13 protein-coding genes and 1 pseudogene are annotated in these 14,421 nt (G+C 61.2%); 11 read left to right on the forward strand and 3 right to left on the reverse strand.

Translation table 11 applies throughout. From position 1 onward, the window contains the following. Positions 1-47: 47 nt before the first annotated feature. Entirely contained in the window at positions 48-707 is a 660-nt protein-coding gene (locus JFU58_RS12355) for a glutathione S-transferase family protein (protein WP_177069948.1), read from the forward strand. Positions 708-817: 110 nt separating this feature from the next. Here JFU58_RS12355 and argH read toward each other — a convergent pair whose 3' ends face one another. Then, entirely contained in the window at positions 818-2,212 is a 1,395-nt protein-coding gene (gene argH / locus JFU58_RS12360) for an argininosuccinate lyase (RefSeq protein WP_063033875.1), read from the reverse strand. A gap of 564 nt (positions 2,213-2,776) precedes the next feature. Here argH and JFU58_RS12365 point away from each other — a divergent pair. The 7 genes from JFU58_RS12365 to JFU58_RS12395 all read left to right on the forward strand — a co-directional run bounded on the left by JFU58_RS12365 (position 2,777) and on the right by JFU58_RS12395 (position 9,175). Continuing rightward, positions 2,777-3,523: a LytR/AlgR family response regulator transcription factor gene (locus JFU58_RS12365; RefSeq protein WP_063033876.1), complete on the forward strand. Its 747-nt coding sequence runs from the start codon at positions 2,777-2,779 to the stop codon at positions 3,521-3,523. Between the two features lie 138 nt (positions 3,524-3,661). After that, on the forward strand, positions 3,662-4,603 hold the full coding sequence (gene hemC / locus JFU58_RS12370; RefSeq protein WP_008439333.1) for a hydroxymethylbilane synthase: 942 nt from the start codon (positions 3,662-3,664) through the stop codon (positions 4,601-4,603). Beyond that, the gene (locus JFU58_RS12375; RefSeq protein WP_201140788.1) at positions 4,600-5,367 is read left to right on the forward strand and encodes a uroporphyrinogen-III synthase; all 768 of its coding nucleotides are present in this window, start codon (positions 4,600-4,602) and stop codon (positions 5,365-5,367) included. The genes hemC and JFU58_RS12375 overlap by 4 nt, the downstream gene beginning before the upstream one ends. 18 nt (positions 5,368-5,385) lie before the next feature. Beyond that, positions 5,386-6,504, forward strand: coding sequence for a uroporphyrinogen-III C-methyltransferase (locus tag JFU58_RS12380; RefSeq protein WP_093203784.1), 1,119 nt, complete (start codon positions 5,386-5,388; stop codon positions 6,502-6,504). Positions 6,505-6,509: 5 nt separating this feature from the next. Further along, positions 6,510-7,751, forward strand: a complete 1,242-nt coding sequence (locus JFU58_RS12385) for a heme biosynthesis protein HemY (RefSeq protein ID WP_201140790.1) — start codon at positions 6,510-6,512, stop codon at positions 7,749-7,751. A 237-nt stretch (positions 7,752-7,988) separates the two neighbouring features. Continuing rightward, positions 7,989-8,510 (forward strand): disulfide bond formation protein B, encoded by a 522-nt coding sequence (locus tag JFU58_RS12390; protein ID WP_063033880.1) that lies wholly within the window; start codon positions 7,989-7,991, stop codon positions 8,508-8,510. Between the two features lie 206 nt (positions 8,511-8,716). Continuing rightward, positions 8,717-9,175: an Rsd/AlgQ family anti-sigma factor gene (locus JFU58_RS12395; protein ID WP_008439329.1), complete on the forward strand. Its 459-nt coding sequence runs from the start codon at positions 8,717-8,719 to the stop codon at positions 9,173-9,175. Positions 9,176-9,228: 53 nt separating this feature from the next. Here JFU58_RS12395 and JFU58_RS12400 read toward each other — a convergent pair whose 3' ends face one another. Further along, positions 9,229-9,894 carry an FKBP-type peptidyl-prolyl cis-trans isomerase gene (locus JFU58_RS12400; RefSeq protein ID WP_177069952.1) on the reverse strand — a complete coding sequence of 222 codons (666 nt, stop codon included), beginning with the start codon at positions 9,892-9,894 and terminating at the stop codon, positions 9,229-9,231. Between the two features lie 192 nt (positions 9,895-10,086). Between JFU58_RS12400 and JFU58_RS12405 the strand changes: the two are divergent. After that, positions 10,087-11,211 (forward strand): annotated as a pseudogene (locus tag JFU58_RS12405) (AlgP family protein); the annotation flags it as partial. A gap of 194 nt (positions 11,212-11,405) precedes the next feature. On the opposite strand, the gene JFU58_RS12410 reads toward JFU58_RS12405, so the two are convergent. Further along, positions 11,406-11,867 (reverse strand): TIGR02444 family protein, encoded by a 462-nt coding sequence (locus JFU58_RS12410; protein ID WP_201140794.1) that lies wholly within the window; start codon positions 11,865-11,867, stop codon positions 11,406-11,408. A 50-nt stretch (positions 11,868-11,917) separates the two neighbouring features. On the opposite strand from JFU58_RS12410, the gene JFU58_RS12415 reads away from it, so the two are divergent. Beyond that, positions 11,918-13,828 (forward strand): ATP-binding cassette domain-containing protein, encoded by a 1,911-nt coding sequence (locus JFU58_RS12415; RefSeq protein ID WP_201140796.1) that lies wholly within the window; start codon positions 11,918-11,920, stop codon positions 13,826-13,828. Next, a complete protein-coding gene (locus JFU58_RS12420; protein WP_008439307.1) occupies positions 13,828-14,391 on the forward strand; it encodes a mechanosensitive ion channel family protein in 564 nt (187 codons plus the stop codon). The genes JFU58_RS12415 and JFU58_RS12420 overlap by 1 nt, the downstream gene beginning before the upstream one ends. Positions 14,392-14,421: the final 30 nt, after the last annotated feature.

Genomic DNA, 14,421 nt, shown 5'->3' on the forward strand with positions numbered 1-14,421 from the left:
TCTATAACCACTGCTGCCAACCCCGTACACGGCCTGGAGGCTTTGTGATGCTCAAGCTTTATGGATTTTCGGTCAGCAACTACTACAACATGGTCAAACTGGCGCTGCTGGAGAAAGGGCTGCCCTTCGAAGAGGTGCCGTTCTACGCAGGCCAGAGCCCTGAAGCCTTGGCCGTGAGCCCCCGGGGCAAGGTGCCGGTGCTGGGTGTCGAGCAAGGCTTTATCAACGAAACCAGCGTGATCCTCGAATACATCGAACAGACCCAGGGCGGGCGATCGCTGTTGCCGAGCGATCCGTTCCAGCGTGCCCAGGTGCTGGCGTTGTGCAGGGAAATCGAGTTGTACATCGAGTTGCCGGCCCGGGCGTGTTTTGCTGAGGCGTTCTTCGGGATGCCGGTACCGGAGGCGATCAAGGAGAAATCCAAGGCGGAGTTATTGCTGGGAATCGCATCGCTGGGGCGGCACGGGAAGTTCGCGCCGTATGTGGCGGGGGACAGTTTCACGATTGCGGATTTGTATTTTGTGTACAGCGTGGACCTGGCCTGTGGGGTGGCCGGGAAGCTGTTCGGGCTGGATCTGTTGGCTGAGTTGCCGGAGGCCAAGGCGTTGCTGGAACGCTTGCAGGCGTTGCCGAATGCCCAGCGGGTGGCGGCGGACAAGGAAGCGGCGATGCCGGCGTTTATGGCGATGGTTGCTGCCAAGAAATAAATCTTGGGTGTTTGTGATGACGCTTTCGCGAGCAAGCCCGCTCCCACATTTGACCGAGTGCCACCTTTGGAATGCAGTCGAATGTGGGAGCGGGCTTGCTCGCGAAGCTTTTAGCGGCTGGCGAGCAATGCCTGGCCGCGAACCACGGCAGCCTTCACCTGCGTCGGCGCAGTCCCGCCGATATGGTTACGGGCATTCACCGACCCTTCCAGGGTCAGCACCGCAAACACATCCTGCTCGATCTGGTCGCTGAACTGGCGCAGTTCTTCCAGGCTCATTTCCGCCAGGTCCTTGCCGGTGTCCACGCCGTATTTCACGGCATGGCCGACGATTTCGTGGCAGTCACGGAACGGCAGGCCGCGGCGTACCAGGTAGTCGGCCAGGTCGGTTGCGGTGGAGAAGCCACGCAGGGCCGCTTCACGCATGATGGCGTGCTTGGGCTTGATCGCCGGGATCATGTCGGCAAAGGCCCGCAGCGAGTCACGCAGGGTGTCGGCGGCGTCGAACAGCGGTTCCTTGTCTTCCTGGTTGTCCTTGTTGTAGGCCAGCGGCTGGCCTTTCATCAGGGTCAACAGGCCCATCAGCGCGCCGAATACACGGCCGCTTTTGCCACGCACCAATTCCGGTACGTCGGGGTTTTTCTTTTGCGGCATGATCGAGCTGCCGGTGCAGAAGCGGTCCGGCAGGTCGATGAACTGGAATTGCGCACTGGTCCACAGCACCAGCTCTTCGGAGAAACGCGACAAGTGCATCATCGCGATGCTGGCCGCAGCGCAGAATTCGATGGCAAAGTCACGGTCCGACACGCCGTCCAGGGAGTTGCCGCCCACGGCGTCGAAGCCCAGCAGCTGCGCGGTGTATTCGCGGTCGATCGGGTAGGTGGTGCCGGCCAGTGCGGCGCTGCCCAGGGGCATGCGGTTGGCGCGCTTGCGGCAGTCCACCAGGCGCTCGTAGTCGCGGCTGAGCATTTCGAACCAGGCCAGCAGGTGGTGGCCGAAGGTCACAGGCTGTGCGGTTTGCAGGTGGGTGAAGCCGGGCATGATGGTGCCGGACTCACGCTCTGCCTGCTCCAGCAGGCCTTTTTGCAAGCGGGTGATTTCGGCCAGGATCAGGTCGATCTCGTCCCGCAGCCACAGGCGGATATCGGTGGCCACCTGGTCGTTACGGCTGCGACCGGTGTGCAGTTTCTTGCCGGTCACACCGATGCGGTCGGTGAGGCGGGCCTCGATGTTCATGTGCACGTCTTCCAGGTCGACGCGCCAGTCGAAGGTGCCGGCTTCGATCTCGCCACGGATGGTGGTCAGGCCGTCGATGATGCTGTCGCGCTCGGCATCGGTCAGTACGCCGACCTTGGCCAGCATCGTGGCGTGGGCGATCGAGCCCATGATGTCGTGTCGGTACAGGCGCTGGTCGAAGGTGACGGAGGCGGTGAAGCGCGCGACGAAGGCGTCGACGGGTTCACTGAAGCGGCCGCCCCAGGACTGGTTGGTCTTGTCGGTGCTCATGGATTCGCTCGTGATCTGCTGGAAAGAGGGCATGAAAGTGTGGCGCCGATAATAACAGGGTTGCCCCCGGAGGCGATGATACCGGGGCGGGGCATTTTTATTTGTTTCCAAGATGGCTAAGTGCCTTGCCGCCGGCCTCGCGCAGGACGAGACTGGAGCCAGGACCGAACGGGGGTTTGAAACTAACGGTCCTTGGATAAACAAAGCGTGTTTATTGAAACGATATTTGACGATTGAGCAATATCATCTTCGCGAGCGTCTACAGTTGCACAGATAGAGCGTCGCGCTGACAGACGGTGTACTGCACCAATGCCGGGCGATGAGGTCGAACTCCAGGCTATCCATTAGAAAGGGGGTGTTCATATTGTGTATCAGCAAACCCTACGACGATGCCCGAAGGCAGCAGGCTTTGGGCGCGATTGAACAGGTCCGGGTAAATATTGGTGCCACTCTCGGGGCACTTTTTGCCGCTCGCGCTAGTCTTAGCGTGGATCGCCGTGACGGAAGTCACCGCACCTGTCTACGCTATCCTTGTGCGAGACTCACGCAGGAATCCAGCGCAATATGAATGTCCTGATCGTTGATGACGAACCCCAAGCCCGCGAGCGACTGAGCCGTTTGGTCAGTGAACTCGAGGGTTACAGTGTCCTTGAGCCGAGCGCCACCAGTGGCGAGGAAGCCTTGGCCCTTATTGACAGCCTCAAGCCGGACGTCGTGTTGCTCGACATCCGCATGCCGGGCCTTGATGGTTTGCAGGTTGCTGCCCGCCTGAGCGAGCGAGAATCGCCGCCTGCGGTGGTGCTGTGCGCCTCCCAGGATGAGTTCTCTTCCGAGGCTCTGGATGCCAGCGGCGCCAGTTTCCTGGTCAAGCCGATCAATGCCGATGCGTTGCTACGCGCCTTGAAAAAGGCCGAGCGTCCCAATCGCGTCCAACTGGCCGCCTTGACCCAGCCCGCAGCCCAGGGCGGCAACGGGCCGCGCAGCCATATCAGCGCCCGCACCCGCAAGGGCATCGAACTGATTCCCCTGGATCAGGTGGTCTATTTCATCGCCGATCACAAGTACGTGACCTTGCGTCACGAGGCCGGTGAAGTGCTGCTCGATGAGCCACTCAAGGCGTTGGAAGATGAATTTGGCGACCGCTTTGTGCGCATCCACCGCAACGCGCTGGTGGCACGTGAGCGCATCGAACGTCTGCAGCGCACGCCGCTTGGGCACTTTCAACTGTTCCTGAAGGGCCTCAATGGCGACGCCTTGATCGTCAGCCGGCGCCATGTCGCCGGTGTGCGCAAGATGATGCAGCAGCTTTAGCCCAAGGGCTGATGCGAGCTTCACCGCCCATATCCCGGTGCGACGCGGCCAGGGAGGCCCTGCACTTGCTGATTCAAATCAAAGCGCATTTGCCTGAGCTGTTATTATCTGCCGTATCTATTCAGTACGGATTGATCCATGTCCTCTCGCGAAATCCGCATCGCCACCCGTAAAAGCGCCCTGGCCTTATGGCAGGCCGAATACGTCAAAGCACGCCTCGAGCAGGCTCATCCCGGCCTGAAGGTGTCCCTGGTACCCATGGTCAGTCGCGGCGACAAGCTGCTTGATTCGCCATTGTCGAAAATCGGCGGCAAGGGCCTGTTCGTCAAGGAACTGGAAACCGCTCTGCTGGAGAACGAAGCCGACATCGCCGTGCATTCGATGAAAGACGTGCCCATGGACTTCCCCGAAGGCCTGGGCCTGTTTTGCATCTGCGAGCGCGAAGACCCGCGCGATGCTTTCGTTTCCAATACCTATGCCTCTCTTGATGAACTGCCGCTGGGCAGTGTCGTCGGCACATCCAGCCTGCGTCGCCAGGCACAGTTGCTGACCCGTCGCCCAGACCTGCAAATTCGTTTCCTGCGGGGCAACGTCAATACCCGCCTGGCCAAGCTGGATGCCGGTGAATATGACGCGATCATCCTCGCGGCAGCCGGCCTGATCCGCCTGGGTTTTGAAGACCGCATCACCTCGGCCATCAGCGTTGAAGACAGCTTGCCGGCTGGCGGGCAGGGCGCCGTGGGTATCGAATGCCGCACCGCCGACAGCGAAATTCATGCGCTGCTCAAGCCGCTGGATCACCAAGACACTGAAATTCGCGTCACCGCCGAACGCGCTCTGAACAAGCACCTCAACGGTGGCTGCCAGGTGCCGATCGCCTGTTACGCCGTGCTTGAGGGCGAAAACCTCTGGCTGCGTGGCCTGGTGGGCGACCCGAGTGGTGGGCTGCTGCTCACTGCAGAGATTCGCGGGCCGCAAAGCGAGGCGACCAGCCTGGGTATCAAAGTCGCCGAAGAACTGCTGGAAAAAGGCGCCGGTGCCATCCTGCAGGCGGTGTACGGCGAGGCCGGCCCGCAGTGACGCAATGGCGTGTGCTGCTGACGCGGCCCGCCGAGGAGTCGGCGGCCCTGGCGGCGACGTTATCTGAGGAAGGTATTTTCAGCAGCAGCCTGCCGTTGCTGGAGATCGAAGCGCTGCCCGTCACGCTTGAGCAACACGCGATCTTTCACGAGCTGGACCGTTATTGTGCGGTGATCGTGGTGAGCAAGCCGGCGGCGCGCCTGAGCGTGCAGTTGTTGGCGCAACACTGGCCGCAATCTCCGGCGTTGCCATGGTTCAGCGTCGGCGCCGCTACGGCGAAGGTGTTGGCCGACCACGGCCTTGACGTCAGTTGTCCTAAGGAAGGTGACGACAGTGAGGCCTTGCTTGAATTGGCTGCCCTGCGCGAGGCTATTGCACAGCCCGGTGCCCGGGTGCTGATCCTGCGGGGCGAGGGCGGTAGAGAGCTGCTGGCTGAGCGTTTACGCGAGCAAGGTGCTAGTGTCGACTATCTGGAGTTGTACCGCCGTTTCCTGCCGGATTACGACAGTGCGACCCTGACCCAACGCATAAACGTGGAACGCTTGAACGGCGTGGTGGTCAGCAGTGGGCAGGGTTTTTTACACCTGCAAGCCCTGGCCGGCACAGATTGGCCCCTGGTGGCACAACTGCCGTTGTTTGTGCCTAGCCCGCGAGTCGCCGAAATGGCGCGTGCCGCTGGCGCGCAAAAAGTTGTGGATTGTCGTGGCGCCAGTGCCGCGGCTTTGTTAGTGGCGTTACGGAGTTTCTCCGTTCCCACTCTCTAATACGCAAAGGATGGATACGTGAGCGAAACAGCCTTGCCTAAAGATGAAGCTCAGCCCGCGCTTGATGCGCCTGTTGAGACACCGGTCACCACCGCCCCGCGCCGTGGCAACGGCCTGGCTATCGTGGCCTTGTTACTTGGCGCAGCCGGTGTTGCAGCCGGTGGCTGGGGGATCTGGCAGGTCCGCGCACTGCAGGCGAGCAGCCAGCAACAGCTGGGCCAAGTGCAAAATCTGGACGATCAATCCCAGAGCCTCAAGCAGAGCCAGCAGCAGTTGTCTGCGCGCCTGGGGCAACTGCCGGGTGCTGACGAACTCGAAGAGCGCCGTCGGCTGGTGGCGCAATTGCAGGGCGATCAGCAGCGCTTGAGCCAGCGCCTGGAAACCGTCCTGGGCGCCAGCCGCCAGGACTGGCGCCTGGCTGAGGCCGAGCACTTGATCCGCCTGGCCAGCCTGCGTCTTTCCGCCTTGCAGGACATCAACAGCGCCCAGGCGCTGGTCCAGGGCGCTGACGAAATCCTCCGCGAACAAAGTGACCCCGGCTCGTACGCCGCCCGTGAGCAGTTGGCCAAGAGCCTCGCCGCGTTGCGCAATATCGAACAGCCCGACCGTACCGGGTTGTACCTGCAACTGGCGGCATTGCGCGATCAGGTCGTGCAACTGGCAGCCATCGCTCCGGAATACCAACTCCCGGAAGCGGCCAACGAGGGGCGTCCGACGACTGATACGGACAACCGCTGGAGCCAGTGGTGGGAGCAGATCTCGCGGTATTTCCGCATCGACTTCAACCCCGATGACAACATTCGTCCGCTGCTGGCAGGGCAAGGCCTGAACCAGGTGCGCCTGGCCCTGAGCCTGGCGCTGGAGCAGGCGCAGTGGGCGGCGCTCAATGGCGAGCCGGCGGTGTACAGCCGCTCCCTGGGCGAGGCCCGCAGCGTGTTGCAGGACAACTTCAATCAAGACAACCCGCAAAGCAAAGCCATGCTGGCGCGTATTGCCGAGCTCGAGCCCAAGGCCGTCTCGGTGGTAACGCCGGACTTGGCCGCGAGCCTGGCTGCCGTGCAGGCTTACCTTGACCGTCGCCACCTGTCTGCCGAAGAAGCCAAGGCTTCCGCTGGCAAGCCGGCGACCCAGGAGTAAGGCCGATGAAGCGCTTCTATGTGATCCTGGTGCTGGCGATTGCGATCGCCCTGGCACTGGCCGTGGGCATTTCGAAACACACCGGTTATGTGCTGATTACCTATCCCCATGTGCTGCATTACGAGTCAGGGCTGTGGTCGACGCTGGTGGCGCTGTTTGCCATCGGCCTGGCGATCTATCTGGTCAGGGTGCTGCTTAGCCTGGTGCTGACTTCGGGGGGTGTGGTCAACCCGTGGTCGCGGCGCAATCGCAGCCGTCGGGTGCAGGTCGCCATTGAACAGGGCCAGATGGACCTCGCCGAAGGGCGTTGGGCCAGTGCCGAGCGTCACTTGCACCGAGCGGCCGAAGCGGAACGCCAGCCATTGCTCTACTACCTCGGCGCCGCCCGCGCGGCTAACGAGCAGGGGCGTTATGAGGAGGCGGACGGCCTGCTGGAGCGCGCGCTTGAGCGCCAGCCACAGGCCGAACTGGCGGTGGCCTTGAGTCATGCGCAGTTGCAGATGGACCGTGGCGACACTGATGGCGCCCTGGTCACCTTGCAGGCGATGCATGAACGTCATCCGCATAACGTCCAGGTATTGCGCCAGCTACAACGGCTTTATCAACAGCGTGGTGATTGGTCTTCGGTAATCCGGCTGTTGCCGGAGCTGCGCAAGGACAAGGTGTTGCCACCCGCCGAGCTGGCCGACCTGGAGCGTCGCGCCTGGGGCGAGAACCTTACCCTGGCGGCCCAGCGCGAAGAGCAGGGCGAGGCCGGTCAGCAATCCCTTGAGCGAGCCTGGCAACAACTCACTTCCGCCCAGCGCCAGGAACCGCAACTGGTGCTGGCGTACGCCGAACAACTGCGCCAATTGGGCGCGGATGGCAAGGCTGAAGAAGTGCTGCGCGGTGCGCTCAAGCGCGAGTATGACAGCCATCTGATCAGGCTCTACGGCCTGCTGCGTGGCAGCGATTCGGCGAAGCAACTGAAGTTTGCCGAAGGCTGGCTCAAGGATCATCCAGGCGATGCCAGCCTGTTGCTGACCCTGGGACGCCTGTGCTTGCAAAACAGCCTGTGGGGCAAGGCGCGGGACTACCTGGAAAGCAGCCTGCAGGTGCAGCGCAACCCCGAAGCCTGTGCCGAGCTGGCGCGCCTGCTGGCGCAGTTGGGTGACACCGAGCGCAGCAACCAGTTATTCCAGGAAGGCCTGGGCCTGCTGGACAAGCGTCTGCTGGCGTCACCGCTGCCGGTGCCGGCACGGGTTTGACGTAGGAAACAGTGTAAGGGTTGCCTCAGGATTTTCTGGTGGCCAACCCTTCAATAGCGCCCTATAGCTGTAGTCAATACGGCTTGTAGTAAACTCCTACGTAGACGCGCGTTTAATCGCTCATCTTCTGACGGGATATCCCTACGCTCTCGCGGAATCGTCTGCTCTGGCGCGTATTGAAAGGGGTAAGGCCTTTCCTCTACCGTAACTACCTATCTCTTGCGTTGCGGATAAACAATGTCTTTGGCCCCCTCACGCTCCCTGTTCCTTCTGGCGTTCCTGGCTGGTGCGCTGACGCTGGGCGCGTCCTTTTACCTGGAATATGCCGCGCTTTTGCGGCCTTGTTTCCTGTGTCAGGTGCAACGAATTCTTGTAGCTGCCTTCACGCTGATCAACCTGGTGGCGGCGATTCATGGGCCCAAGCGGTCCGGGATCTACCTGTATTGGGCATCCAGCATGGGCTGTGCAGTGTTGGGCGCCATCACCGCCGTACGCCAGGTGCTGCTGCAAAATACGCCGCCGGAACAGCTGCCTGCCTGTTGGCCAGGCCTTCAATCCATGATCGAAAACCTGTCGCTCCGGGAGGCGTTGGCGTTGATCTTCAAGGGCACCGTCGACTGCGTGGAAATCAACTGGACGCTATTCGACTTGAGTATTCCCGAGTGGAGCCTGCTGTTCTTCGTGGCCATGCTGATCCTTGGCGTAGCGCAGTTCTCGCGGTTGCTGCTGAGCCAGCGTTTTGGCCTTGCACGGCACTGAGAGGTGCCCGCAGGTTGTAGGAAGGGATTAAACACTTGTATGAACTTTCTCTCCTGCGTACCTTGATGCCATAGTCATGCGGGCATAATCTGGCCCGCACGCGTTATTGAAACAGACTGTTCGATGCACCGTTGCCCGGTTGCCGCTTTAACCTTGAAGTGTTGCGCGGGCAGTGTGCGGCGCCCCTATAGGGAAGAGAGATCATCATGCTGGAAAGTTGTCAGAATGCTCAGGAACGCTGGGGTGGGGTGCATAAACTGATCGATGGTTGGTTGAAAGCGCGTCACGAACTGGTTCGGGCCTTTGATGCTCTCGGTGCCAAACCCGAAGCGCTAAGCGAGAACCGCAAGCCGTTGCAGGAATTCTGTGGGGTATTGGTGGATTACGTCTCGGCGGGGCACTTCGGTGTCTACGAGCAGTTGACCAAAGAGGCCGAGGCTTTCGACGATCAACGTGGCCTGGACTTGGCAGAGACGATTTACCCGCGCATCGATGTCATCACCGAGAAGCTGCTGGCGTTCAACGACCTGTGTGATGCCGGCAAGTGCGTTGCAGAAAAATTCAAAGAGCTGGGCGGTTTGCTTCACGAGCGTTTCGAACTGGAAGATTGCCTGATCGAAGTGCTGCACAACGCTCACAAGGAAGAGTTGACGGCTAAAGCCTGACCCGCCGCAACACAAAAAAACGGTGCGCATTGCGCACCGTTTTTCGTTTGGGTTCAGGCACCCGCGCCAAGCAATTCGATCTCGAATACCAGCGGCGTATAAGGTGGGATCAACTCGCCCGCACCATCAGCGCCATAGGCTTGGTCGGATGGAATCACCAGCCGCCATTTCGCGCCTACCGGCATCTGCTGCAATGCGCTGCGCCAGCCGCTGATCACACTGTCCAGGCGAAACCACTGGGGTTGTGTGCTCTTGTCGAAGACCGTCCCGTCGGGTAACCGCCCAACATAATTCACTTGCACGCGATCATCGGCCGCCGGTTTTTTTCCGCTGCCAGGGGTCAGTTCTGTCAGCAGGATGCCGTCTGCCAATTCGCGCACACCACTTTTGGATTTCTCACTGGCTAAAAACTGTTGTTCGGCAGCGAGTGCCTTTTCACTTTGTGGGGCTCGATTGTCTGGTGCGTTTTGCGCTTCATGCTGGGCAAGGATCTGTTCGATGCGTGTGTCGTCCAGAGCCAGCGGCTTACCTTGATAGGCGTGTTTGAGTCCGTCGATCAGTGCCTCGATTTGCAGGCCCGGCATCTCCTGGCGCAGTCGCTCACCCAGGCTTGCGCCCAGGCTGTAGGCCAGGTCGTGGTCATCTTTGGACAGGGATTTCTCACTCGCATTGGCCACTGAAAGCGCCACGCTCAACACTAAAAAAAGGTAACGCGACATGGGCGTTCTCCAGCCGAAAGTGCGATGGATTATGCCAGTGTGAATGCTTAAAAAGTGGCGTGGATTTTCGTTATATCAATAAGAATTTTCGTGCGGTGCAACGCAAGCCAATCGATACTGTCAACATGCCCTAGCGGCGGTAAGAGCAGAGGGCTAGTATGAGCCGCACCCACGTCAGCCAGGAGGTAAACCATGTCGGCCAAACAGAAGCCTGTAAATACCCCGTTGCATTTGCTCCAACAACTTTCGGGCAGCCTGCTCGAACATTTGGAAAGCGCCTGTTCACAAGCCTTGGCTGATGCTGAGAAGTTGCTCGCCAAGCTTGAAAAACAACGCGGCAAAGCTCAGGAAAAACTGCACAAATCCCGCACCAAACTGCAAGGTGCAGCGACCGCTGGCAAAGCCAAGGCACAAGCCAAGGCCAAGGACGCCGTCAAAGAACTTGAGGACTTGCTCGACGCCCTCAAGGATCGTCAATCCGAAACCCGCACCTACATTTCCCAACTCAAGCGTGATGCTTCCGAGAGCCTGAAACTGGCTCAGGGTGTTGGTCGTGTGAAGGAAGCTGTAGGCAAAGTGCTGAGCACCCGTGCTCCGGCCAAAGCTGTTGCAGCCAGCGCAGCGAAGAAGCCAGCCAGCAAAGCAGTCGCCGCCAAGGCACCTGCAAAAGCTGCGGCCAAGCCTGCGGCAAAAGCACCGGCTAAATCAGCTGCCAAGAAGCCAGCTGCTAAAACCGCTGCTGCAAAACCAGCCGCCAAACCAGCGGCTAAAACCGCTGCTGCAAAACCAGCTGCCAAGCCAGCCGCTAAAACCGCTGATGCAAAACCAGCTGCCAAACCAGCCGCTAAAACCGCTGCTGCAAAACCAGCTGCCAAACCACCCGCTAAAACCGCTGCTGCCAAACCAGCCGCCAAGCCTGCTGCTAAAACCGCTGCTGCAAAACCAGCTGCCAAGCCTGCTGCTAAAACCGCTGCTGCAAAACCAGCCGCCAAGCCTGCTGCTAAAACCGCTGCTGCAAAACCAGCCGCCAAGCCAGCTGCTAAAACTGCTGTTGCAAAACCAGCCGCCAAGCCTGCTGCTAAAACTGCTGCTGCAAAACCAGCCGCCAAGCCAGCTGCTAAAACTGCTGCTGCGAAACCAGCTGCCAAGCCAGCCGCTAAACCTGCTGCTGCGAAACCAGCTGCCAAGCCAGCCGCTAAACCTGCTGCTGCGAAACCAGCTGCCAAGCCAGCCGCTAAACCTGCTGCTGCAAAACCCGCTGCCAAGCCAGCCGCTAAACCTGCTGCTGCAAAACCCGCTGCCAAACCGGCCGCTAAGCCTGCTGCTGCGAAACCAGCCGCGAAGCCAGCTGCTAAACCAGCAGTCGCCAAGCCTGCACCGGCCAAACCAGCTACCCCAGCTGCAAAGCCTGCAACACCGGCCGCACCGGCTGCCAGCACCGCAGCGCCAACCGCTCCGGCCAGCAGCACGCCTGCACCGGCAGCGCCAAGCGTCACCCCAACCAGCGTTTCCTAAGTGCTGGTGACTGCGGCGCGCAGCTGATGCAGCGCGTCGTGGTCAAGGTTGGCGGCTCCGGCCGCCAGTCCTTCAAGCCATGTTTGATCTTTCACCTCGGCCATCGGCCACCCTTGCGCCACACCTTCCAGACGCGATAACAGCAGCCGTTCGGCTTCCAGCTCCAGGGCCTTGACCCGCTCCCTTAACGCTCCCAGCTCAGCATCCTGCTGCGCCAGGGCCCGCCATTGCGTGCGTACTTGTCGCAGCGGTTCAACCACCTCGGCCTGCCACGGCCCGGCGATCTGCCGCAGTGCTTGCAAACGCGCCAGTTCCGGCGCCACACCACGTTGCTCCAACCACAACCCGCATAACATCAGGCACACGTCGGCCCCTTGCGTCTGCAAGTGCAGGCACGCGTTCTCGACGCCGGGGCGGGCGTAAGTCGAAAGGGCAAAGCTCCACAGGTCAGCGCACATATTCACACCCAAGCCAGCGGCCAACGAAGCTGGTAGACTCCGCCGCCATTATGATCCGACTTCAAAGCCTAACATTACAGCGTGGCCCGCAACGTCTTCTCGAAGACGCCGAGCTGACCCTGCACGCCGGTCACAAAGCCGGCCTGATCGGTGCCAACGGCGCCGGCAAATCCACGTTGTTCGCCTTGCTGCTGGGTGAGCTGACGCCTGATTCCGGGGACTGTCTGCTGCCGGCCGACTGGCGCATTGCCCATATGCGCCAGGAGATCGACACCCTCGATCGTATTGCGATCGACTACGTGCTCGATGGCGACCTGCGCCTGCGCCAGGTGCAACACGACCTCGCCGAGGCCGAGAAAGCCCAGGACGGTGCCGCACAGGCCCGCCTGCACTCGGAACTGGACAGCGCCGACGGCTATACCGCCGACGCCCGCGCCCGCAAGATGCTGGCCGGCCTTGGCTTTACCAACGAACAGATGGACCGCCCGGTCGCCGACTTCTCCGGCGGCTGGCGCATGCGCTTGAACCTGGCCCAGGCACTGATGTGCCCCTCGGACCTGTTGCTGCTCGATGAACCGACCAACCACTTGGACCTCGATGCGATCCTGTGGCTGGAAGACTTCCTGAAAAGCTACCCGGGCACCTTGCTGCTGATTTCCCACGACCGGGACTTCCTCGACGCCGTGGTCGACAACATCGCTCACGTCGACCAGAAGAAAATCACCCTGTACCGCGGTGGCTACAGCGCCTTCGAACGCGCCCGCGCCGAACGCCTGGCCCAGCAACAGCAGGCGTACGAGAAGCAGCAGGCGCAACGCGCGCACATGGAAAGCTACATCGCCCGGTTCAAGGCCCAGGCCACCAAGGCCCGTCAGGCCCAGAGCCGGATCAAGGCCCTGGAGCGCATGGAAGAACTGTCGGCGGCCCACGTCGATTCACCGTTCGACTTTGTGTTTCGCGAGTCGGTGAAAATCTCCAGCCCGCTGCTCGACCTGTCCGACGCCCGCCTGGGTTATGGCGACAAGACCATCCTCGAGAAGGTCAAGTTGCAGCTCACCCCCGGCGCGCGGATCGGCCTGCTCGGCCCCAACGGTGCGGGCAAGTCGACCCTGATCAAAAACCTCTCGGGCGAATTGCAGCCTTTGGCCGGTCGCCTGGTACGCGGTGAGAACCTGGTGGTGGGCTATTTCGCCCAGCACCAGTTGGACTCCCTCGACGCCAAGGCCAGCCCGCTGCTGCACTTGCAGCGCCTGGCGCCGACTGAGCGCGAACAGACCCTGCGGGACTTCCTCGGTGGTTTCGACTTCCGTGGTGCGCGCATCGACGAGCCAGTACTGAATTTCTCCGGCGGCGAAAAGGCCCGCCTGGCCCTGGCGTTGATTGCCTGGGACCGGCCAAACCTGCTGCTGCTCGACGAACCGACCAACCACCTGGACCTGGAAATGCGCCTGGCGCTGACCATGGCGCTGCAGGAATTCAGCGGCGCGGTATTGGTGGTGTCTCACGATCGGCACCTGCTCAAGAGCACTACGGATAACTTCCTGCTGGTGGCTGACGGCAAGGTCGAGGAGTTCGACGGCGACCTGGAAGACTACGCCCGTTGGCTGTCGGACTACCGCCTGCGCAACGCGCCGGTCAGCAACACCCCGGTCAACCCGGACAAGACCGACAAGAAGGCCCAGCGCCAGGCCGCTGCTGCCCTGCGACAGCAGTTGGCACCGCACAAGCGTGAAGCCGACAAGCTGGAAGCCGAGTTGGGCAAGATCCACGAGAAGCTGGCGAAGATCGAAGCCAGCCTCGGTGACAGCGCCGTGTACGAGCCGGCCCGCAAGGATGAATTGCGCGACCTGCTGGCCGAACAGGCCAAGCTCAAGGTACGTGAAGCACAGTTGGAGGAGACCTGGATGGAAGCCCTCGAACTGTTGGAATCCTTGCAAGCGGAGTTGGAGGCGTTGTCCTGATGGAGGCGCTGCAACTGCCACTGCCGGCCCAATGGATCGCGCCGATCTGGGTGGCCGTACAGATTTTGCTGATCCTGCTGGCCGGCTATCTCGCTCAGCGTTTCGTCGCCAAATGCCTGAACCGCCTGGGGGAACGTTATCCGTTCCCGCCGCAGTTGCTGATGCCCCTGCGCGGCGGCCTGCGCTGGCTGATCATGGGCAGTGCGCTGATCTTTGTGCTGGAGCGCTTGGGCGTGTCCGCCACGGTGCTGTGGACGGCGTTGTCGGGCTTTGTGGCGGTGGCCGCGGTGGCGTTCTTCGCCATGTGGTCGGTGTTGTCGAACCTGCTGTGCGCCATTCTGATCTTCACCGTCGGGCCGTTCCGCTTGGGCGACGTGGTCGAGTTGGTGGACACCGTCGACAAGCCCGGCGTCAAAGGCCGGGTGGTGGCGATCAATCTGCTCTACACCACGCTGATCGAAGTGGAAGAGGCCGGTACCGGCAGTGTCATGGTGCAAGTGCCCAACAGCCTGTTCTTCCAGCGCTCGGTGCGCCGTTGGCGCGGCAGCGACGTACTGCCTTAACCTGTAGCAAGCTCCCTCGCCACAAAGGCG

Origin of the sequence: Pseudomonas sp. TH34, from assembly GCF_016650865.1 — a bacterium.
GTDB classification, from domain to species: domain Bacteria; phylum Pseudomonadota; class Gammaproteobacteria; order Pseudomonadales; family Pseudomonadaceae; genus Aquipseudomonas; species Aquipseudomonas yamanorum.

Bases quoted from the DNA above. Each gene is read 5' to 3' on its own strand.
- JFU58_RS12390 (WP_063033880.1), top strand. From the start codon at position 7,989: ATGTCTTTGGCCCCCTCACGCTCCCTGTTCCTTCTGGCGTTCCTGGCT.
- JFU58_RS12415 (WP_201140796.1), top strand. From the start codon at position 11,918: ATGATCCGACTTCAAAGCCTAACATTACAGCGTGGCCCGCAACGTCTT.
- hemC (WP_008439333.1), top strand. From the start codon at position 3,662: ATGTCCTCTCGCGAAATCCGCATCGCCACCCGTAAAAGCGCCCTGGCC.
- JFU58_RS12400 (WP_177069952.1), bottom strand. From the start codon at position 9,894: ATGTCGCGTTACCTTTTTTTAGTGTTGAGCGTGGCGCTTTCAGTGGCC.
- JFU58_RS12355 (WP_177069948.1), top strand. From the start codon at position 48: ATGCTCAAGCTTTATGGATTTTCGGTCAGCAACTACTACAACATGGTC.
- JFU58_RS12385 (WP_201140790.1), top strand. From the start codon at position 6,510: ATGAAGCGCTTCTATGTGATCCTGGTGCTGGCGATTGCGATCGCCCTG.
- JFU58_RS12410 (WP_201140794.1), bottom strand. From the start codon at position 11,867: ATGTGCGCTGACCTGTGGAGCTTTGCCCTTTCGACTTACGCCCGCCCC.
- argH (WP_063033875.1), bottom strand. From the start codon at position 2,212: ATGAGCACCGACAAGACCAACCAGTCCTGGGGCGGCCGCTTCAGTGAA.
- JFU58_RS12395 (WP_008439329.1), top strand. From the start codon at position 8,717: ATGCTGGAAAGTTGTCAGAATGCTCAGGAACGCTGGGGTGGGGTGCAT.
- JFU58_RS12420 (WP_008439307.1), top strand. From the start codon at position 13,828: ATGGAGGCGCTGCAACTGCCACTGCCGGCCCAATGGATCGCGCCGATC.
- JFU58_RS12365 (WP_063033876.1), top strand. From the start codon at position 2,777: ATGAATGTCCTGATCGTTGATGACGAACCCCAAGCCCGCGAGCGACTG.